The sequence below is a fragment of the Stenotrophomonas sp. NPDC078853 genome, from assembly GCF_044901215.1.
GTDB lineage: Bacteria > Pseudomonadota > Gammaproteobacteria > Xanthomonadales > Xanthomonadaceae > Stenotrophomonas > Stenotrophomonas lacuserhaii.
The window spans coordinates 1-19722 of sequence record NZ_JBJDOQ010000008.1 but is presented as its reverse complement, the minus strand read 5'-3'; the positions used below and the strand labels follow the sequence as shown (position 1 = coordinate 19722).

The window sequence follows — 19722 nt, the reverse complement described above, 5'->3', positions numbered from 1 at the left end:
TGGACTGGAATCAGGGCAATCCCGTGCTGCTGGTGGGAATCCAGGCAAGAGCGTGACGACCAACGGTCGTCACCCACCGAAGCAGGACAGCCACAGGGCGAGAGCGTGATGACCAACGGTCGTCACCCACCACAGCATGGCGGGGTCAGTTGCCGTTGATCCAGCGTTCGATACTGCGGCGGTCGCGGGCGGCGAGCAGCTTCGGGGCGCGGGCGCGCAGTTCGCCGAGGTCGCTTTCGCGGATCGCGCGGCGCACTTCCAGCAGGGTGCCGGGATGCAGGCTGAACTCGGTCAGGCCGAGTGCAAGCAGCATCGGCGCCAGGCGCGCGTCACCGGCGATTTCTCCGCACACCGCCACCGGAATCTGATGGCGCTGGCCGGTTTCAATCACCAGCTTCAGCAGCCGCAGCACGGCCGGATGCAGGGGCGAATACAGTTCACCGAGCGCTTCGTTGTTGCGGTCGGCCGCCAGCAGGTACTGCACCAGGTCGTTGGTGCCGATGGACAGGAAGTCGACCAGGTCGATGAAGCTTTCCAGTGCGAACGCGGCGGCCGGCACTTCGATCATCGCGCCCAGCGGCACACGTTCGCTGACGGCGTGGCCTTCGGCGCGCAGCTGAGTGGTCAACCGGGTCATGCGCCGGCGCACGGCCAACAGTTCTTCGCGCGTGCTGACCATGGGGATCAGGATGCGCACCTTGCCGTAGGCACTGGCCCGCAGGATCGCACGCAGCTGCGTATCGGCCACCAGCGGGCGCGCCAGCGACAGCCGCACGCCACGCAGGCCCAGCGCCGGGTTGTCTTCGTTGCTCAGGGTCAGGCCGGTGCGGTCGGCCTTGTCCGCGCCCAGGTCCAGCGTGCGGATGGTCACCAGCCTGCCGGCCATCCCCAGCGCGGCATCGCGGTAGGCCTGGAACTGTTCTTCTTCGTCCGGCAGCTCGTTGCGCTGCAGGAACAGGAATTCGGTGCGGTAAAGGCCCAGTCCCTGCGCACCGAACGCATGCGCCTGGGTCACGTCTTCCAGCGATTCGGCGTTGGCCAGCAAGGCGATGTCGACCTGGTCGCGGGTGCGGCTGGGTTTGCTGCGCAGGCGGCCCAGCTCACGCTGTTCGCGCGCATGTTCCTTCAGCCGCACCCGGTAGTCGCGCAGGTTCTCTGCCTGCGGATTGACGGTGATGCTGCCATCGCTGGCATCCACGATCAGCACGTCGCCATCGCTGACTTTCTGCAGCAGCCCGGGCACGTTGACGATCAGCGGCAGGTGCAGGCTGCGGGCGAGGATCGCGCTGTGCGACAGCGCGCTGCCGGCCGTGGTGACGATGGCCACCACGCCCTGCGACTGCAGCTGGGCCATCTCCGAAGGGGCGATGTTGTCGCAGACCAGGATTTCGCCGGCCAGGCCTTTCACCGCCGGCGGCAGCACCGGCTGCAGGAAGGCGTGGATGCGACCGATCACATGGTCCAGGTCGTCCATGCGGCTCTTCAGGTAGGCATCGTCCATGCCGTCGAAGACCTTGGCCAGGCGGTCGCGCTGCAGGCGCAGCGCATAGCCGGCGCTGTAGGGACCACTGCGGATCAGCTCGTCCAGCCCGAACAACAGTTCCGGATCATCCAGCAGCAGTGCATGCAGGTCGAGGAACTCGCCGGCTTCCTGGTTCAGCGCACCTTGCAGGCGCTGGCGCAGGTCGTGCATTTCCTTGCGCGCGGCATCCAGCGCGACGTGCAGGCGCTTGAGCTCCTTGTCCACGTGCTGCGGCGCCACGCGCTGTTCGGCTACTTCCAGCGCGTGCGCCAGGCGCACCCGTGCGCGCCCCAGCGCGGTACCGCGTGACGCGCCGTGGCCGGACAGCAGCTGCACCGGCCGCAGGCCGGTGGGTGCCAGTCCAGCACGGGCGCGCGGCATGCTCAGCTGTCCTCGTCGAAGCGGCGTTCGAACAGCGAGACCACGGCATCCATCGCCGCCTGTTCGTCTTCGCCGTTGATGCGGATGGTGACCGGGGTGCCCTGGCCGGCGGCCAGCAGCATCACGCCCATGATGCTCTTGGCGTTGATCTCACGGCCCTTGGCGGCCATGGTCACGTTGCAGCGGAAGGGTGCAAGTTCCTGCACCAGCTTCGCCGTAGCGCGGGCATGCAGGCCCAGGCGGTTGGTAACGGTGAGTTCTTTCTCAAGCATCGTCGACTATCGCTCCATTGCGCGCGCCCGCCGCCGCAGTGGCGGGCAGTTGATCCAGTCCCTGTTCCGGATAATTCATCACACGCAACAACATCGGCAGGCTCAGTGCGGCAACCCGACGCGCCGGCGTTCCCAGTCTGGCCAGTTGGGCGGCCAGGTTGCTGGGGCTGGCACCGTACAGGTCGGTCAGGATCAGCACCCCGTCCCCCCCGTCCACCCGCCGCAGGGCGGCCGAAGCGAGCGGGAGCAGGGTATCCAGATCCGCATCGAACGGTACGTCGAACGCTTCAGTCTTCAGCGGCAGATGCCGCAGCAGCCGGGTCGCCACCTCAAGCAGGGCCGATCCGACGCCAGGATGTGTTACGAGGAGAATGCCACAGGTCATGCTCGAACGTTAACAGGTCGGCATGACGCTGCGATAGCGGGCGCAGAGCCCTTCAGTGTTCCGTATTCATCTGCAGAACCAAAAAGGGGACGGAGGGGATTAAGTCGCATCTGGCACTCCAGGTGTCGGATGCGACTTAATCCCCTCCGTCCCCTTTTTTTCAGTCGAGTTCGCGATGGTAGGTCGCGACGTCCTTCCAGCCCTGTTCGCGGGCATGCCGGGCCAGCCGCTCGGCCAGGAAGACCGAACGGTGCTTGCCGCCGGTGCAACCGAAGGCCACGGTGACGTAGCTGCGGGTGTCGTTGCCCAGCTTCGGCAGCCAGGTGTCCAGGAAATCGGTCAGCTGGCCGACGTAACGCTGCACCTCCGGCTGCGCTTCCAGGTAGTCACGCACCCCGCCTTCGCGGCCGCTCAGCGGGCGCAGTTCCGGATCCCAGTGCGGATTGGGCAGCACCCGGGCGTCGAACACGAAGTCGGCCTCGGCCGGTACGCCGCGCTTGTAGGCGAACGATTCGAACAGCAGCGACAGCGGCGTGGTGTGGCCCAGCGTGTACTCGGTGACGATGCGGCGGCGCAGCTGGTGCACGTTCAACGTACTGGTATCGATGATCGCATCGGCCGCGCGGCGCAGCGGTGCGGTGAGTTCGCGCTCGCGGGCGATCGCTTCGGGGAGGGACAGGCCGAGCTGGCTCAGCGGGTGGCGTCGGCGGGTATCGGCATAGCGCTTGAGCACCGTTTCGTCGCTGGCTTCGAAGAACAGCAGCTGCGCGCGCACGCCGGCTTCGTCGGCCAGTTGCCGCCATTGTTCAAGCTGGCCCAGGTCGCTCTGGCCGCGCACGTCGATGCCCACCGCCAGCCGCCGCGGGGCACTGCCGGGTGCGCCCAGCACGCCGCGCACGAAAGCCGGCAGCAGGTCGATCGGCAGGTTGTCCGAGCAGTAGTAGTCCTGGTCCTCGAAGGTCTTCAAGGCCACGGACTTTCCAGAGCCGGACAGGCCGCTGATGATGATCAGGGTCGGGGCGGACGGGGCAGGGCGGTTCATGGCGGACTCTTGGTTGGGGGTGCGGATGATTGGGGGAGCAGTGAGGACCAACGGTCGTCACCCACCGCCAGCGGCCGTCACTACCGGGCTTACGGGGTGCGGCGTTCGAGCAGGTTGCTGTGGCGGGCGATGAACATGGCGGCCGGATCGATTCCCTTGGTGCGCAGGATATGCAGCCGGGTCGCCGCTTCGGTCAGCACCGAGAGGTTGCGGCCGGGCATCACCGGCAGGGTGATCAGCGGCACGTCCAGGTCCAGTACGTGGCGGGTGCCGGAGTCGCCGGTCAGGCGTTCGTATCCGTAAGCGCTCGGTTCGGTCATCGGCTTGGTCAGGTGGACGATCAGCCGAAGGTACTTGTTCTTCTTTACCGCTGTGTCACCGAACATCTCGCGCACGTTCAGCACGCCCAGCCCGCGTACTTCCAGCAGGTCCTGCAGCAGCTCCGGGCAGGTGCCATCGAGCACGTCCGGGGCGATCTGGGTGAACTCCGGCGCATCGTCGGCGACCAGGCGATGGCCGCGGCTGAGCAGTTCCAGCGCCAGCTCGCTCTTGCCCGAACCGGCTTCGCCGGTGATCAGCACGCCGATGGAGTAGATCTCCATGAACACGCCATGCAGGATCACCCGCGGCGCCAGCGTACGCGCCAGGTGGTAGGACAGGTGGTTGAGCAGTTCGTGGCCGCGCTTGGGCGAAAGCCACAGCGGCGTGTTGGATTCATCGGCTGCCGCGCGCAGGTCTTCCGGGCAGGGCTGGTTGCGGGTGATGACCAGCGCCAGCGGGTGCGACTGCATGATCTTTTCGATGGTTTCCCATCGGTGGCGGGAATCCAGCGAATCCAGCCAGGTCAGTTCCTCGGTGCCGAGGATCTGTACTTTGTTGGGGTAGATGGCGTTGAGGTAGCCGGCCAGCGAGGGACGCCGGGATACGGTATTGCCGGCTTCAAGCTCGCGTCTTTCGCCTTTCTGCCCGGCCACCCAGCGCAGGGCGAGGCGGTCGCGTTGCTGGTCGAACAGCTCGCGTGCGGTGATGCTGGTATTCATGCGGCACTCGCCGGTGGCGGAAGATCGATGATGGCGCGCAGTGCGGCGGCATCGGGTGCATCGCGCAGCGCCTGGCGGATGCCCGGCTCGGAGAACAGCTCGGCAAGTTCGGACAGCAGCATCAGGTGCTGGTGGGTGTAATGGGACGGCACGGCAATGGCGAACACCAGATCGACCGGCTCATCCCCACCGAAGTCCACCGGTTGCAGCAGTTTCAGCAGGGCGCCACGCGGACGCTCGAGCGCCGGTGCGCGGCCGTGCGGGATGGCGATGCCATGACCGATGGCGGTACTGCCGAGCGCTTCGCGCTCGCACAGGTTGCGGTGGATCTGTTCGGTGTTGGCCTGGCGGCAGGCCAGCAGCTGGGCCGCTGCCAGCAGCACACTCTCGCGGTCGGCAGCCGCGCAGACCTGGGTCTGCACGGCGGCCATCAGATCGGTCAGGGGCATATCAGGGGGAAAGTGAAGTCATCAGACTTCATTGTCGCTCAACGGCAGGGGGACGTGCTGCTGTTTCTTCTGCTGCTTCTTTTCCTTTTCCGAGGTCAGCAGGCGGTCCACTTTGTCGGCCAGGATGTCGATAGCCGCGTACATGGTCTGGCCACTGGCCTCGGCATGCAGGGTCTGGCCGGGGATGTTCACGGTGGCATCGACGTGGTGTTCGTTCTTCTGCAGCTTCAACGTGACCCGAGTTTCGCAGTGTTCGCCGACGAAGTGCTTACCGGGCCGGGCGAGCTTGTCCGCCACGTACTTTTCCAGGGCCGGGGTGACTTCGACGTCTTTGCCAAACGTTTCAATGCGCATCGGGTGTCTCCTTTTGGATTTGCCAATGAACCTCTCCGCCGGGCGCGGTATGCGTCAGGCGATCCGGACTCTTTCGTGCGAGGCGGAAATGTTCATGGCTTCACGATACTTCGCCACGGTCCGGCGCGCTACCGGTATGCCGGATGTCTTGAGCAGGTCAGCCAGCTTGGCGTCAGAAAGCGGCTTGCGCGGATTTTCGTCGTCGATCAGCCGGCGGATCATCGACTGGATGGCGGTGCTGGAGGCTTCGCCGCCGCCTTCGGTGTCGATGCCCGAGGCGAAGAAGGCGCGCAGCGGGATGGTGCCGCGCGGGGTGCGCACGTGCTTGCGGGCGATGGCGCGCGACACCGTGGACTCGTGCAGGCCCAGCTCGCCGGCGATCTCACGCAGGGTCAACGGACGCAGCGCCTGCGCGCCGAACTCCAGGAATCCAGCCTGTTGCTGCAACAGGCTGTTCACCACCCGCAGCAGCGTTTCGCCGCGTGCCTCCAGGCCCTTGAGCAGCCAGCGCGCTTCCTGCAGCTGGGTCTTCAGGTAGCCGGCGTCGGCTTCGCCGCAGCGGCGGATCATGCTTTCGTAGCCGCGGTGGATGATCACCTTCGGCCCGGCATGGCCGGCCAGCGCGGCCCGCCAGACGCCGGCCTGGCGCCAGATCACCACGTCCGGTACCACGTAGGTGTCCTGGCTGACCGGGGCGATCTGGGTGCCGGGGCGGGGGTCCAGCGAGCGCAGCAGGGCCACTGCCGCCTCCACGTCGGCGACCGGCTGCTTGAGTTCCTGGGCGATGCCGGCCACGCCACTGCGTGGCAGCCGCTCCAGCGGGCCGTCGGTGATCTGCCGGGCCAGCGCCAGCGCCGGGGTGTCGGCCGGCAGCACGTCCAGCTGCAGGCGCAGGCATTCACCCAGATCGCGTGCGCCCACGCCTACCGGGTCGAAGCGCTGGATCTGGTGCAGCACGGTCAGGATTTCGTCGTCGCCGACGTGGATGGCCGGCAGCAGTGTTTCGGCAATGCCGGAGAAGGTCTCGCGCAGGTAGCCGTCGTCTTCGATCGCATCGATCAACGCGGCGCCGATGCTGCGGTCACGCGATGACAGATGCGACAGATGCAGCTGCCACAGCAGGTGGTCGGCGAGGGTCTCGGTCTCGGCGACACGCTCGGCAGCGCTGCCCAGGTCATCGTCATCGAAGGAGCCGCCGCTGCCGGCACCGCCACTCCAGTCCAGTTCGGCCGGTGCCCAGTCGTCGTCGCCGGGGCCGGTGCGCTCATCGCTGTCGCGCACCTGCTGGTCGGGCGAGGGCTGCTCGGTGGGCTGGTCGCTGCCGGGTACCGGTTCGGCGTTCTCCGCCCAGTCCAGCAGTGGATTGGTTTCCACCGCCTCGGCTATTTCCACGTCCAGTTCGGTGGTGGACATCTGCAGCAGCCGGATCGCCTGGCGCAGCTGTGGCGTCATGACCAGGTGCTGCCCCAGCGATGTCTGCAACCGCGTCTTCATGCCACCGCCCAACGTAAAAGGAAGGGTCCGGCGGCCGCCTTCACAGCTTGAAGGAATCTCCCAGGTAGACACGACGGACATCTGCATTTTCCAGCAGGTCCGCAGGCGCGCCCTGGGCCAGCACCGTACCTTCAGCGAGGATATACGCCCGGTCGCAGATTCCCAAGGTTTCGCGCACGTTGTGGTCGGTGATCAACACGCCGATGCCGCGCTGCTTGAGGTGGGTGACGATGCGCTGGATCTCGCCGACCGAGATCGGGTCGACACCGGCGAACGGTTCGTCGAGCAGGATCAGGCGCGGCCGGGCGGCCAGGGCACGGGCGATCTCGCAGCGGCGACGCTCGCCACCGGACAGGCTGGCGCCCTGCTGTTCGGCGACATGGCCCAGCTGCAGTTCGTCCAGCAGGCCGGCCAGTTCGCGCTCGCGGCCGGCGCGGTCCAGGTCATCACGCAGCTCCAGCACCAGCCGGATGTTGTCGGCCACGGTGAGCTTGCGGAACACCGAGGGTTCCTGCGGAAGATAGCCCACGCCCTGCTTGGCGCGGGTGTACATCGGATCGCTGGTGATGTCCTTGCCGTCCAGCACGATGCTGCCGGCATCGGCGGCCACCAAGCCGACGATCATGTAGAAACAGGTGGTCTTGCCGGCACCGTTCGGGCCCAGCAGGCCCACCACTTCACCGGCCTCCAGGGTCAGGCCGAACTCCTTGACCACTTCGCGCTGCTTGTAACTCTTGCGCAGGCCCTTGGCGATGAGCATTACTTGCTGCTCCCGGCGGCCGGCGCCTTGTTCTTGGGCTGGATGACGGTGCGCACGCGGCTGCCATCGCCACCGCTGTTCATTTCACCACTGCGGGTGTTGTAGACCATGCGCTGGCCTGCGTTGGTACCGCGTGCGCTGGTGACCTTGTAGTTGCCGGTCAGGGTGATGATCTCGCTGGTGATGTCGTAGTCGATGCGGTCGGCGGTGGCATCCATCCAGGTGCCATCGTCCATCTGCTGGCGCATGGTGGCCTGCTTGCCGGTGAAGATCGCCCGTACCGCTTCGCCGCCCTTGATCTGGATCTCGGCATTGGCCGCACGCAGGTCAAGCGAGCCCTGGGTGATCACCACACCGCCGGACATCAGCGTCTTGCCGTCGCCGGTGAGGGTGCCGGTCTGCGCGCCGGCATCGATGTTCATCGGTTCGTTGCGGTCGGTGGATTTCGCGCTGGCCAGCAGCGGCAACATCAGGCTGAGCGCACAAAGGGCTGCAAGGTGGATTTTCATCGTGTCCGTTTCTGCCGGAGGGTGGCCTGGTCACGCCAGGCGGAAAAGGGAAGCAGCATGCCGCAGGGTCATCGCCGGGGCAGGTAGCGGCCCTTGGACTGGCTGAGGAAATGATACGTGTTGTTCTTGGAATCCAGCTCGAACCCGACGCCGCTCTGTTCCATGCCCGGGCGGGTCATGGTCACCAGCGCATCGGTACGGGCGCGGTTTTCCTTGGGGAAAACATTCAGATGGGTGGTGCGGAACGTGGTCGGCGGGGTGTTGCCCACGGTCGGGCTGTCACCGGCGACGTTGCCGCGCAGGCGCATTTCATCGCCCTTGGCACTGACCCAGCCGGTTTCCGAACGCATCGTCCAGTGGTTGCCGTCCTGGCCGGGCATTTCAAACACGGGGGTGGCGATGGTGAGGGTCTGGTCGGCACGCAGGCGCTCCAGCCGCGGCGCGCGCAGCGTGGTCGATTCCTTGCCTTCATCGTCCAGCATGACGATCTGGAAGTCGTGCAGCACGTAGTCCACGCTGCCATCGTCGACGATGGCCTGCGGCCCCTTGTCGCGGTTGCGCAGCAGCGACCAGCCGCTGAGGATGGCCACGACCAGCAGGGTCACGCCGATGGCGGTGCGCCAGTTCATGCGCCGAACCCTGCAAGCACGGCGTCCACGCGGCCCTGCGCGGCCAGCAGCACGTCGCACAGCTCGCGTGCGGCGCCGCGGCCACCTTCGGCGCGGGTCTGCCAGTGCACGCGTTCGGCGATCCACGGATGCGCGTTGGCCGGGGCTACGGCCAGTCCCACATGGCACAGCGGGCCCAGGTCGGGCAGGTCATCGCCCATGAACGCCACCTGGTCCAGGGTGATGCCGTGCTGAACGCACAAGGCCTGCACGCTGGCCAGCTTGTCGCCCACCGCGATCTGGGTGTCGATGCCCAGGTCCGCGCCGCGCTTCAACGCCGACTGGCTGTTGCGCGCGGTGATGAGCACGGGGTGGATGCCGTGCTTCTGCAGCAGTTTCAATCCCAGGCCGTCCTGCACGAAATATGCCTTGCTCTCGTTGCCTTCACGGTCGTAGTAAAGCTGACCATCGGTGAGCGTGCCGTCCACGTCGAAACACGCCAGGCGGATGCGCGCGGCAGCGGCATGCAGGTGGGCAGGGAAGGCAGGCAGGGGGGACCAGGGCATTGGGTTGCAGGTATCCGGGTTGTCGTGCGGTAAGGGATGAATGGGGGCGGGGTGGGTTCGGTTAAACCACCCGGGCCCGCAACAGGTCATGAATGTTCAGCGCGCCGACCGCGCGCCCGGCGTCGTCGACCACCACCAGGCCATTGATTTTATGGGTTTCCATCAGCCGCGCCGCTTCCACGGCGAGCTGGTCGGCGCCGATGGTACGCGGGCTGCGGGTCATCACCTCGGCGATCTTCGCGCTGCGTACGTCCAGTTCACTGTCCAGTGCCCGGCGCAGGTCGCCATCGGTGAACAGGCCGATCAGCACCCCGTCGGCGTCGACCACGGCGGTCATGCCCAGGCGCTTGCGGCTCATCTCCACCAGGGCCTCGCTGAGGCTGGCGCCGGCATCCACGCGCGGCAGGTCATCGCCGCTGTGCATGACGTCGGTGATGTGCAGCAGCAGGCGGCGGCCGAGGCTGCCGGCCGGGTGCGACCGGGCGAAGTCGTCGGCGGTGAAGCCGCGCGCATCCAGCAGCGCCACCGCCAGCGCATCGCCCATCGCCAGCGAGGCGGTGGTGCTGGAGGTCGGCGCCAGCGCCAGCGGGCAGGCTTCGGCGGGCACGCTGACGTCCAGGTGGACATTGGCGGCGCGGGCCAGGCTGGACTGCGGCTTGCCGGTCATGGAAATCAGCAGGTTGCCCTGGCGCTTGAGCACCGGCAGCAGCATCAGCAGCTCGTCGGACTCACCTGAGTAGGACAGCGCCAGCACCACGTCGGCTTCGGTGATCATGCCCAGGTCACCGTGGCCGGCCTCGCCCGGGTGCACGTAGAACGCCGGGGTGCCGGTGGAGGCCAGGGTCGCGGCGATCTTGCGCGCGATGTGCCCGGACTTGCCCATCCCGGTGGCCACCACCCGCCCGCGGCTGGACAGGATGTGCTGGCAGGCCTGCTGGAACGCTTCGCCCAGCCCGGCAGCGACCGCGTCCAGGGCTTCGCGTTCAATCTGGAACACGCGCTTGCCGCTGGCCACCAGCGCGGCCGGGTCGGCGGAAAGGCGGGCCGGCAGGCCGGCAGCAGGGAAGGGCAGGGTGGGATCAGCCATGCGAGCGCCACGCAGCAGAGTAGAATGTGCGGACATTTTATTAGGAAAGCCCGTTGGACGCCGACACCATCCGCAATCTGATCGAAACCGGCCTGCCGGGCGCCCGCGCCGACGTGCAGGGCGACGATGGCGTGCACTTCGAAGCGACCGTGGTCTGCGAGGCCTTCGCCGGCAAGATGCCGCTGGCCCGCCACCGCATGGTGTATGCCACCCTGGGCGATCTGATGGGCGGCGCTATCCATGCGCTGGCGCTGAAGACCGTGACCCCGGCCGAAGCCGGCTGAACCTGGAAAAGACCCTGATACATGGCCAAGATCGTTGTGACCGGCGGCAATGCGCTGCACGGTGAAGTAAGCATCTCCGGCGCCAAGAACGCCGTCCTGCCCATCCTGTGCGCGACCCTGCTGGCCGATGCGCCGGTGGAAATCACCAACGTGCCGCACCTGCACGACGTGGTCACCACGGTGAAGCTGCTGGGCGAACTGGGTGCCAAGGTCACCATCGACCAGGGCACGCTGTCGCGCGGCAGCGCGATCGTGGTCGATCCACGCCCGGTCAACCAGCACGTGGCGCCCTACGAACTGGTGCGCACCATGCGTGCCTCCATCCTGGTGCTGGGCCCGCTGCTGGCCCGCTTCGGCGAAGCCGAAGTGTCGCTGCCCGGCGGCTGCGCGATCGGTTCGCGCCCGGTGGACCAGCACATCAAGGGCCTGCAGGCGCTCGGTGCCGAGATCGTCGTGGAGAACGGCTTCATCAAGGCCAGCGCCAAGCGCCTGAAGGGCGGTCACTTCACCTTCGACATGGTCAGCGTGACCGGCACCGAGAACGTGCTGATGGCCGCCGTGCTGGCCGAGGGCACCACCGTGCTGGACAACTGCGCGATGGAACCGGAAGTCACCGACCTGGCGCATTGCCTGATCGCGCTGGGCGCGAAGATCGAAGGCCTGGGCACCGCCCGGCTGGTGATCGAAGGCGTGCCGCGGCTCGGCGGCGGCCGTCATGAAGTGCTGCCGGACCGCATCGAAACCGGCACCTTCCTGGTAGCCGCGGCGATGACCGGTGGCAGCGTCACGGTGAATCGTGCGCGCCCGGACACCATGGAAGCGGTGCTGTCCAAGCTGATCGAAGCCGGTGCGACCATCAGCACCACCGCAGATACCATCACCCTGGACATGCACGGCAAGCGGCCGAAGGCGGTCAACCTGACCACCGCGCCGTACCCGGCGTTCCCGACCGACATGCAGGCGCAGTTCATGGCGCTCAACTGCGTGGCCGATGGCGTGGGCGTGATCAACGAAACGATCTTCGAGAACCGTTTCATGCACGTCAACGAACTGCTGCGCGTGGGCGCGGACATCCAGGTGGAAGGCCACACGGCCATCGTGCGCGGTGCCGAACGCCTGAGCGGCGCGCCGGTGATGGCGACCGACCTGCGTGCGTCGGCCTCGCTGATCCTGGCTGGCCTGATGGCCGATGGCGATACCACCATCGATCGCATCTACCACCTCGACCGCGGCTACGAGAACATCGAAGAGAAGCTGTCCGCGCTCGGTGCCACGATCAGGCGCGTGCAATGATCCTGCGCGGCAAGTTCACCCGCCGCCGCAAGGCGCTGCTGGCGCTGGTGCTGATGATGCTGGCCTACCTGGGCTATGCCTGGTTCGCCGACATCGCCATCACCAAGGGCGTGGAGCAGAAGGACATGGACTGGAACGGCGACGGCACGGTCACCCGTGACGAGATCATCCAGGCCTTCCACGCGGTGGGCGCGACCGATACCAAGGATGGCAACCGCGAGTGCCGCACCTTCGTGTGGCGCAGCACCGGCGAGCAGATCCGCGTGGACTGCCGCACCGTGTTCCAGGCCGAATAAAGGTCGTGACGGCCGCTGGCCGCTGGTCGTGTGGTTGAAGACTGTGGGGTGTGTGGGTGACGACCTTTGGTCGTCACGCTCTTCGCACTGAAAAGCGGTGACGACCAACGGTCGTCACCCACCACAGCCCTCACACCCACCACAGCGCCTCACACCCACCACAGCGCCTCACACCCACCACAGCGCCTCACACCCACCACAGCGCTTGATCACCCACCACAGCGCCTGATGTCGTTCAGTTCAGACCCTTGATGGTCAGGTCCAGCGCGTCCTTGCCGCTTTCGCGCTGCAACAGGCGCGCCGGTACCGGGAACTCCGGCACGATCCAGGCGATCAGTTCCTTGTTGCCATCCACGCGCGACACCTTGGTCGCTTCGTAGCTCTTGCCGGCCACGGTGACCGCTTCCTTGCCGACCACGCGGTAGCTCATCGGCTTGATCCGGCCCTCGTCCACCATGCGGTAGTTCAGCGGCCTGCCGGCGGCCAGGTCGCGCGCGATCGCCAGGTTGATCAGCAGCGCATCCATGTCGCCGGCCTTCAGCGCCACCGGTCCTGCACGGTCCGGCTTGATGTCGCCGGTCCAGGTGGCCTGGTTGCTGGTCCAGTTGTAGTTGGCCTGCACGTTGCGCTTCTTTACCAGCAGCACGGAACTGTCCTGGCTGCTCAGCGGACGCAGGCGACCGTTGGCTTCCTCGAACACGGTGCTCTGGCTCAGGTCGGCCAGCTGGTTTTTCACCTTCAGGCTGTAACGCCACTTGCCGGCGCCTTCGCTGGCCAGGGTCATCGTGCCGTTGGCCTGCATGCCCATGTAGCTGGCGAGGTAATCGGCCTTGAACGGCTGCAGTGCCATCGCTGGCAGGCTGGCTACCGACAGGGCGGCAGCGGCGATCCAGGTCAGCGGGCGTTGGAACGTGGTCATGCTCAGACTCCTTGGTATTCGATGAGGCGCAGGTCGATGTAGTCCTGGCCATCTTTGCGTTGCAGGATACGCACCGGCGTCGGTACGCCGTTGGCGATCCACAGGATGGTTTCGTCGTTGCCGCCATTGGTGCGCGCCACGCGCAGCGCGTCGTAGGACAGCTCGCCCACCTGCACGCTTTCGGTGGCGCTGGCAGACTGGTAATCGTGCTGGCGCACGCGGCCCACGTCGACGTAGCGGTAATGCATCGCGCTGCCGGGGCGGGCGTCGCGCATGATCGCCAGGTTCAACAGCAGCGCGCTCTGGTCACCAGCCTGCAGCGGAATCGGCTGGGTGCGTTCTTTTTTCAGATCGCCCGTCCAGCGCGCCGTGCCGGCCTGCCAGTCATAGGTGCCGGTGACTTTCTTGCCAAGGAACAGGCCTTTGCGCACGGTGCTCTGGCTCAACGGCACGTACTGGCCGCCCTGGTTCTCGAACACGGTGCTCTGTTCCAGGTTCAGGCCCAGCACGCTGGCGAAGCCGCGGCGGCCGACCACCTGCATGTCCACCCGCCACTGCGTGCCACCGGCATGGGTGACGCGCATGGTGGCGTCGCCTGCTTCCTTGCCCTTGTAGAAGGCCTGGTAGGTGGCGGTGAACGGTTCCAGTGCGGGCGGTTCCCAGGCCAACGCGGGCAGCGCGGGCACGGCCGGCGCGGCGGGTGCGGGCTCCGGTACCTGTTGCGCAGCCGAAGGCAGCGCCGCCAGGCAGAACAGGGCAGACAGCAACAGCGCGGGACGGAGCAGCGTCGTGTTCTTCATACCAGCCAGCAACAAGAGAGAAGGGAAGCATGCCAGCGCCTGGGTCAGCAGCGCGTGTTCAGCAACTCAGGCAGGTTGCAGCATGCGCGCCGAATCTAGGACCAGCGGGCTGAAAAGGGGGTGACCGTCGAGCTGGAGCTGAGCGTTCTGTTCAGTTACGCGGCCGCTGGCCAGCAGCTGCAGGCTTGCGATCAGCAGCGGGTGCTCCACGGCCAGTACCCGCGCGGCCAGCGTTTCCGGCGAATCACCGGGGAGTACGTCAACGCGCGCCTGCGCCAGCACGCTGCCGGCATCCAGCTCGGGCACCACGAAGTGGACGCTGGCCCCGTGCTGCGTATCTCCGGCTTCCAGCGCCCGCGCATGCGTGTGCAGGCCCTTGTACAGGGGCAGCAGGGAAGGGTGGATGTTGACCAGCTTGCCATCGAAGCGGGCCACGAACGCCTCGCCCAGGATGCGCATGTAGCCGGCGCAGACGATCCAGTCGGGCGCGCTGGCGGCGATCGCGTCGCCCAGCGCGGCCTCGTAGGCGGCACGGTCGGCAAAGTCGCGCGGCGCTGCTGCCCAGCGCTGCGCAGCCGGTACGCGCTGCAGGGCCTGTGCATCGCGGCGGTCGGAGAACACCCCCACCACCTCGGCCTGCAATTCTCCCTGCGCGATGGCATCCAGGATCGCCTGCAGGTTGCTGCCGCGCCCGGAGGCAAGCACCGCGATGCGCGTGCTTGCGGTCATGCCGCGACCTTGGGCGCGCCGTCCGGGAAGCTGGCGACGACCTCCGGGCGCAGCAGCGCCCACAGCGCGTAGACGGTCAGCGCGATGCCCAGGGCACCGGTCAGGCAGGCGAGCCCCGCCACGACCAGGCACAGCCGGTGCCGGCGACGCGCGCCCAGGCAGCGGGCGGCCTGCAGGCTCAATCCGCCCAGCACGACGTACACCGCCGAAGCGATGCCCATCACGATGAACAGCAGCCACGGGGCGGCCTCCGGACCACTGCCGGGCGGCTCGCTGACATAGCCGGCGAGGGTCACCAGCAGCAGGAAAGCGGCGAGGAGGAGTTCGAAACCCCCCAGCACATAGAACAGGATCTTCAGCGTGTGCAGGTGCGAATCGACCTGCATCGACGTCCAACCACGCGGGGCGTGCAGGGGGGGAGGCGTGGCGGACATGGAGGTCTCTTTGATGGCCTTGCAGGCGCCGGGTAACACCCGGCTTCGGTAGCGCCGAGCCATGCTCGGCGGAGTGTCTGGACGCTCCCGCTGCGCTCGCCGGGCATGGCTCGGCGCTACCGGCAGGGAGCCGCTTGTCAGCCGATGTGGACGCGCTCGGCGCCTTCCACGGCCGGCACGACCTTGCCGATGGTCCAGTGCTGCAGGCCCTGTGCGCCGGCGGCCTCGGCCACGGCGGCGACCTGGTCGGCGGCGACGATCAGCACGAAGCCGATGCCGCAGTTGAAGGTGCGCCACATTTCGGCATCGGCCACCGCGCCTTCGCGCTGCAGCCACTGGAACACCGGCGGCAGGGTCCAGCTGCGGGCGTCGATGTCCAGGCCCAGGCCGTCGGGCACCACGCGGATGATGTTTTCCGTCAGGCCACCGCCGGTGACGTGGGCCATGCCGTGGATCGCCTCGCCGTGGGTCTTGAGCAGGGCCAGGATCGGCTTCACGTACAGGCGGGTCGGCGCCATCAGCGCATCGACCAGCTTCACGCCGTCGTCCAGCAGCAGATCGGCCGGCTGCCCAGCGCGGTCGTAGATGCGGCGCACCAGCGAATAGCCGTTCGAATGCGGGCCGGAGGAGGCGATGCCGATCAGCACGTCGCCTTCGGCAACGCTGGCGCCATCCTTCAGTTCGCTCTTTTCCACGCCGGCCACGGTGAAGCCGGCCAGGTCGTACTCGCCCGGGGCATACATGTCGGGCATTTCAGCGGTCTCACCGCCGATCAGCGCGCAGCCGGCCTCGGTGCAGCCGTTGGCGATGCCGCCCACGACCGCCGCGGCGGTGTCGATGTCCAGCTTGCCGGTGGCGAAATAATCCAGGAAGAACAGTGGCTCGGCGCCCTGTACCAGCACGTCGTTCACGCACATGGCGACCAGATCGATGCCGATGGTGTCGTGGCGGCCCAGCTGCTGGGCCAGTTTCAGCTTGGTGCCGACGCCGTCGGTACCGGACACCAGCACCGGCTCGCGGTACTTGTTGGACAGGTCGAACAGGGCACCGAAGCCGCCCAGTCCGCCCATTACCTCAGGGCGGAAGCTGCGCTTGACCAGCGGCTTGATGCGCTCGACCAGTTCGTTGCCGGCATCGATGTCGACACCCGCGTCACGGTAGGTGAGGGGCGTAGGGGCGGAGGACGGGCTGTTGGTCACGGGCGTCGGCGCTGGCAAGGGTGAGACGGCGATTTTAACAGGCCACGTTGGCGCAAAGACCCTATTCGGGCAACAATCTCCCCGGATACGTCGAGCCAATGGAAGTCCAGATGCCCCGCAGCCCCCTCAGGACCACGTTCCTCATCATGCTCCTCGCGGCGTGCCTGCCCTTTGCCGCCCTGGCCCAGAGCGGCCTGCGCACCGAAGGGGACGTGGCCACCGCCAGCGGCGCCTACGAGGCCGAGGTCCCGGTCCGGGGCCAGAGCGACGCCGATCGCAACGGCGGCTTGTCGCGCGCGCTGGCCGAGGTGCTGGGCAAATTGTCCGGCGACCGCAACATCACCGCCCGTCCGGGCGTGGTGCAGGCCCTGCGCAATGCCAAGGATTACGTGCAGAGCTACGACTACAAGCAGGACCAGAGCACCAGCGCCAGTGGTGCGCCTAACTTCCGCACCCTGTTGGTCGCCCGTTTCCGCGAAGACGACGTGGATGCGATGGTCGCCGCGCTGGGCCTGCCGCTGTGGCCGCAGCCGCGCCCGAAGCCGGTGCTGTGGCTGGCCATCGACGACGGCAGCGGCCCGCGGCTGGTGACCGTGCAGCAGGCCAACGCGGTGCGCCCGATACTGGCGCGCGCGGTGGAACGCGGCTTCAAGCTGGGCCTGCCGACCGGCAGTACGGCCGAACAGGCGCTGGTGGGTGCGATCTGGCGCCAGGACACCGCCGCGGTGGCGCGGGCGTCGGCCCGTTACGCCCCGCCGATGCAGCTGATCGGCAAGCTGTCGCGCGCGGATGGCGGCTGGACGGCGGACTGGGTGTTCGTCGACAACGGCCGGGAACTGAACAAATGGACCACCAAGGATGCCAACGCCATGCGTGCGATGGCCGGCGGTGCCGACGGCGCGGCCGACGCGCTGGTGCGCCGTTATGCCAAGCCCGGCGCGGCAACCGGCCAGGCCGGCACCTACCGCATCGTGGTGACCGGGATCGACAGCGCCGACGACTACATGCGGCTGGCCGCCGGCCTGCGCGAGGTGCCGGTGGTGCGCAACATCATCCCGCTGCGCGCAGTGGGCAACCGGCTGGAACTGAGCCTTGAAATGACCACCGGCCTTGCCGGGTTGAACCGCATGCTGGGCGAGGACGGCGTGCTGGTGCCGGTCGCCCCGGTGGCGATCACCCTGGACGGTGATGAACAGAATCCGGCCCCGGCCAGCAACGAGTACCGCCTGCGATGATCCACACTCCGGAGGCGGAAATCGCCCTGTTCCTGCGCCGCGTCAAGTTCGTCGCGGTCGCGTTGCTGATCGGCTGGGTGGTCTGGCTGCTGGCGCCCATCCTGACCCCCTTCGTGCTGGCGCTGGCGCTGGCCTGGCTGGGCGATCCGCTGGTGGACCGGATCGAGGCCACCGGGCGTTCGCGCAATACCGGCGTGATCCTGGTGTTCGTGGCGATGGTGCTGGTGATCACCGCGCTGCTGTTGATCCTGGTGCCGATGATCGAGCGCCAGATCAGCACCTTGATCGCTTCCGCGCCGCAGGCCCAGGCCTGGCTGATGGAGAAGGGCATTCCCTGGTTCGAACAGAAGACCGGCCTGGAAGTGATGCAGTGGCTGGATTCGGACCGGGTGATGGAGTACATCCGCAGCCACTGGCAGCAGGCCGGCGGGGTGGCCAAGCAGTTTTTCGGGTATGTGCAGCGTTCCGGCTTTGCGATGGTGACCTGGGTGGTCAACCTGCTGCTGCTGCCGATCCTGGCGTTCTACTTCCTGCGTGACTGGGACCTGCTGGTCGAGCGCGTGCGTTCGGTCATCCCGCGCAACCACGTGGGCACGATCACCCAGCTGGCGCGCGAGTCCAACGATGTGCTCGGCGCGTTCATCCGTGGCCAGTTCCTGGTGATGATCGCGCTGGGCGTGATCTACGCCGGTGGCCTGACGATGGTCGGCCTGAACCTGGGCCTGTTGATCGGCATCATCGCCGGGCTGATCAGTTTCATTCCCTACCTGGGCGCCACCACCGGCATCCTGATGGCGGTGATCGCTGCACTGGTGCAGTCGCAGGGCTTCGACCTGAAGCTGCTGCTGCTGGTCGGCGTGGTGTTCACCGTGGGCCAGCTGCTGGAAAGCTACGTGCTGACCCCGCGCATCGTCGGCGACAAGATCGGCCTGCATCCGGTGGCGGTGATCTTCGCGGTGATGGCCGGTGGCCAGCTGTTCGGTTTCCTCGGCATGCTGCTGGCGTTGCCGGTGGCGGCGGTGAGCAACGTGCTGCTGCGCTATGCCCACCAGCGCTACCGCGAAAGCGAGCTGTATGCCGGTGAGAAGCCGTCGATCGTGCTCGATTCCTACATCGACAAGCAGGTCATCATCGTCGACGGCGCGCCGAAGGGGCCGGAACCGAAGTGAGCGCAGTACCGCAGCTGCCGTTGGCCCTGCATTACCCGCAGGACGAGCGACTGGAGACCTTCATCGGCGCACCGGATGGTGCGCTGGCGCAGCTGCGTGCGATCGCCGTGGGCGCCAGCCCGGACTGGGTGTACCTGGAAGGCGCGGCCGGCACCGGCAAGACCCACCAGGCCCTGGCGATGTGCTCCAACGCCGAACAGGCCGGGCGCACCCCGACCTACGTGCCGCTGAGCGCGGTGGTGGGGCGGGTGCGTGCGGTGCTGGAAGGGCTGGAGCAGCGCGATCTGGTGGTGCTGGATGGGCTGGACGCGGTGGCCGGTGGGCGCGATGACGAGGTGGCGCTGTTCGATTTCCACAATCGTGCGCGCGCTGCCGGTACGGCAGTGATGTACACCGCGCAGGCGGCGCCGGCCGAGCTGGGGCTGGTGTTGCCGGACCTGCGTTCACGGTTGGGGCAGTGCGTGCGCGTGGTGCTGCAGGCGCTGGACGAAGAGGGGCGTGCGGCGGTGCTGCGTGACCGCGCGTTGCGCCGTGGTCTGTCCATCGACGAAGCCTCCATCGAATGGCTGCTGTCCCACTCCGGGCGCGAGCTGGGTGGGCTGATCACGCTGATGGACTGGCTGGACCGCGAGTCGCTGGCGGCCAAGCGGCGGATCACCGTGCCGTTCCTGCGCCAGGTACTGGAAGACGGCCGGCCGCGTTACTGAGCGGTGGACGATGCCGGGCTTGCAGCCCGGCGGCCTGCTTTTTTCAAGCCGGAGCAACGGCAACGTCAACAGCCTGCACGGCTATGCGTTGGCGGGGCGGGGTGGCTGTGCAGGACACGCCGTGAATCCGTCCATGGAGGCTCGCTTTTCGCATCCATGCGAAAAGACGGTCCTGCACAGCCACCCCG

At 67.3% G+C, this 19722-nt stretch carries 24 protein-coding genes; 6 read left to right on the top strand and 18 right to left on the bottom strand.

The genetic code is table 11. From position 1 onward, the window contains the following. Positions 1-145 precede the first annotated feature (145 nt). The 13 genes from ptsP to ACI2JH_RS09980 form a co-directional block, all read right to left on the bottom strand. On the bottom strand, positions 146-1903 hold the full coding sequence (gene ptsP / locus ACI2JH_RS10040; protein ID WP_101100827.1) for a phosphoenolpyruvate--protein phosphotransferase: 1758 nt from the start codon (positions 1901-1903) through the stop codon (positions 146-148). Between the two features lie 2 nt (positions 1904-1905). After that, positions 1906-2175, bottom strand: a complete 270-nt coding sequence (locus ACI2JH_RS10035) for an HPr family phosphocarrier protein (protein WP_042614635.1) — start codon at positions 2173-2175, stop codon at positions 1906-1908. Beyond that, entirely contained in the window at positions 2168-2560 is a 393-nt protein-coding gene (locus tag ACI2JH_RS10030) for a PTS sugar transporter subunit IIA (protein ID WP_101100826.1), read from the bottom strand. The genes ACI2JH_RS10035 and ACI2JH_RS10030 overlap by 8 nt, the downstream gene beginning before the upstream one ends. Before the next feature lie 160 nt (positions 2561-2720). Continuing rightward, positions 2721-3602, bottom strand: a complete 882-nt coding sequence (gene rapZ / locus ACI2JH_RS10025; RefSeq protein WP_042614637.1) for an RNase adapter RapZ — start codon at positions 3600-3602, stop codon at positions 2721-2723. Between the two features lie 89 nt (positions 3603-3691). Further along, entirely contained in the window at positions 3692-4642 is a 951-nt protein-coding gene (gene hprK / locus ACI2JH_RS10020) for an HPr(Ser) kinase/phosphatase (protein ID WP_101100825.1), read from the bottom strand. Beyond that, positions 4639-5091 carry a PTS sugar transporter subunit IIA gene (locus ACI2JH_RS10015; RefSeq protein WP_042614639.1) on the bottom strand — a complete coding sequence of 151 codons (453 nt, stop codon included), beginning with the start codon at positions 5089-5091 and terminating at the stop codon, positions 4639-4641. Before ACI2JH_RS10015 ends, hprK begins: the two co-directional genes overlap by 4 nt. 21 nt (positions 5092-5112) lie before the next feature. Further along, positions 5113-5445, bottom strand: coding sequence for a ribosome hibernation-promoting factor, HPF/YfiA family (gene hpf / locus ACI2JH_RS10010; RefSeq protein WP_042614640.1), 333 nt, complete (start codon positions 5443-5445; stop codon positions 5113-5115). Between the two features lie 54 nt (positions 5446-5499). After that, on the bottom strand, positions 5500-6897 hold the full coding sequence (locus ACI2JH_RS10005) for an RNA polymerase factor sigma-54 (protein WP_404736163.1): 1398 nt from the start codon (positions 6895-6897) through the stop codon (positions 5500-5502). An 82-nt stretch (positions 6898-6979) separates the two neighbouring features. After that, positions 6980-7699 carry an LPS export ABC transporter ATP-binding protein gene (lptB, locus tag ACI2JH_RS10000; protein WP_404736106.1) on the bottom strand — a complete coding sequence of 240 codons (720 nt, stop codon included), beginning with the start codon at positions 7697-7699 and terminating at the stop codon, positions 6980-6982. Continuing rightward, positions 7699-8208, bottom strand: a complete 510-nt coding sequence (gene lptA, locus ACI2JH_RS09995) for a lipopolysaccharide transport periplasmic protein LptA (protein WP_042614643.1) — start codon at positions 8206-8208, stop codon at positions 7699-7701. Before lptA ends, lptB begins: the two co-directional genes overlap by 1 nt. 68 nt (positions 8209-8276) lie before the next feature. Continuing rightward, entirely contained in the window at positions 8277-8837 is a 561-nt protein-coding gene (gene lptC / locus ACI2JH_RS09990; protein ID WP_101100823.1) for an LPS export ABC transporter periplasmic protein LptC, read from the bottom strand. Continuing rightward, positions 8834-9382, bottom strand: a complete 549-nt coding sequence (locus ACI2JH_RS09985) for an HAD family hydrolase (protein WP_042614645.1) — start codon at positions 9380-9382, stop codon at positions 8834-8836. Before ACI2JH_RS09985 ends, lptC begins: the two co-directional genes overlap by 4 nt. Positions 9383-9443: 61 nt before the next feature. Then, positions 9444-10469 carry a KpsF/GutQ family sugar-phosphate isomerase gene (locus ACI2JH_RS09980; protein ID WP_404736105.1) on the bottom strand — a complete coding sequence of 342 codons (1026 nt, stop codon included), beginning with the start codon at positions 10467-10469 and terminating at the stop codon, positions 9444-9446. 53 nt (positions 10470-10522) lie between these two features. Here ACI2JH_RS09980 and ACI2JH_RS09975 point away from each other — a divergent pair, with 53 nt between their 5' ends. The 3 genes from ACI2JH_RS09975 to ACI2JH_RS09965 are packed head-to-tail and all read left to right on the top strand — an operon-like array spanning position 10523 to position 12342. After that, on the top strand, positions 10523-10753 hold the full coding sequence (locus ACI2JH_RS09975; protein ID WP_005408396.1) for a BolA family protein: 231 nt from the start codon (positions 10523-10525) through the stop codon (positions 10751-10753). Between the two features lie 21 nt (positions 10754-10774). Then, positions 10775-12046, top strand: coding sequence for a UDP-N-acetylglucosamine 1-carboxyvinyltransferase (gene murA, locus ACI2JH_RS09970; protein ID WP_101100820.1), 1272 nt, complete (start codon positions 10775-10777; stop codon positions 12044-12046). Then, the gene (locus ACI2JH_RS09965) at positions 12043-12342 is read left to right on the top strand and encodes an EF-hand domain-containing protein (RefSeq protein ID WP_182657382.1); all 300 of its coding nucleotides are present in this window, start codon (positions 12043-12045) and stop codon (positions 12340-12342) included. The genes murA and ACI2JH_RS09965 overlap by 4 nt, the downstream gene beginning before the upstream one ends. Before the next feature lie 235 nt (positions 12343-12577). On the opposite strand, the gene ACI2JH_RS09960 is transcribed toward ACI2JH_RS09965, so the two are convergent. The 5 genes from ACI2JH_RS09960 to purM form a co-directional block, all read right to left on the bottom strand. Continuing rightward, positions 12578-13261, bottom strand: coding sequence for a DUF3108 domain-containing protein (locus ACI2JH_RS09960; RefSeq protein WP_101100818.1), 684 nt, complete (start codon positions 13259-13261; stop codon positions 12578-12580). Positions 13262-13263: 2 nt separating this feature from the next. Beyond that, positions 13264-14061: a DUF3108 domain-containing protein gene (locus ACI2JH_RS09955; RefSeq protein ID WP_349998547.1), complete on the bottom strand. Its 798-nt coding sequence runs from the start codon at positions 14059-14061 to the stop codon at positions 13264-13266. A 66-nt stretch (positions 14062-14127) separates the two neighbouring features. Beyond that, on the bottom strand, positions 14128-14790 hold the full coding sequence (gene purN, locus ACI2JH_RS09950; RefSeq protein ID WP_404736104.1) for a phosphoribosylglycinamide formyltransferase: 663 nt from the start codon (positions 14788-14790) through the stop codon (positions 14128-14130). Then, entirely contained in the window at positions 14787-15224 is a 438-nt protein-coding gene (locus ACI2JH_RS09945; protein ID WP_157825128.1) for a hypothetical protein, read from the bottom strand. Before ACI2JH_RS09945 ends, purN begins: the two co-directional genes overlap by 4 nt. 137 nt (positions 15225-15361) lie before the next feature. Then, positions 15362-16423, bottom strand: a complete 1062-nt coding sequence (purM, locus tag ACI2JH_RS09940; protein ID WP_349998545.1) for a phosphoribosylformylglycinamidine cyclo-ligase — start codon at positions 16421-16423, stop codon at positions 15362-15364. 98 nt (positions 16424-16521) lie between these two features. Here purM and ACI2JH_RS09935 point away from each other — a divergent pair, with 98 nt between their 5' ends. The 3 genes from ACI2JH_RS09935 to hda are packed head-to-tail and all read left to right on the top strand — an operon-like array spanning position 16522 to position 19534. Next, positions 16522-17658 (top strand): DUF2066 domain-containing protein, encoded by a 1137-nt coding sequence (locus ACI2JH_RS09935; RefSeq protein ID WP_404736103.1) that lies wholly within the window; start codon positions 16522-16524, stop codon positions 17656-17658. Beyond that, positions 17655-18827: an AI-2E family transporter gene (locus ACI2JH_RS09930; protein WP_042614653.1), complete on the top strand. Its 1173-nt coding sequence runs from the start codon at positions 17655-17657 to the stop codon at positions 18825-18827. Before ACI2JH_RS09935 ends, ACI2JH_RS09930 begins: the two co-directional genes overlap by 4 nt. Beyond that, entirely contained in the window at positions 18824-19534 is a 711-nt protein-coding gene (gene hda / locus ACI2JH_RS09925; RefSeq protein ID WP_042614654.1) for a DnaA regulatory inactivator Hda, read from the top strand. Before ACI2JH_RS09930 ends, hda begins: the two co-directional genes overlap by 4 nt. Positions 19535-19722: the final 188 nt, after the last annotated feature.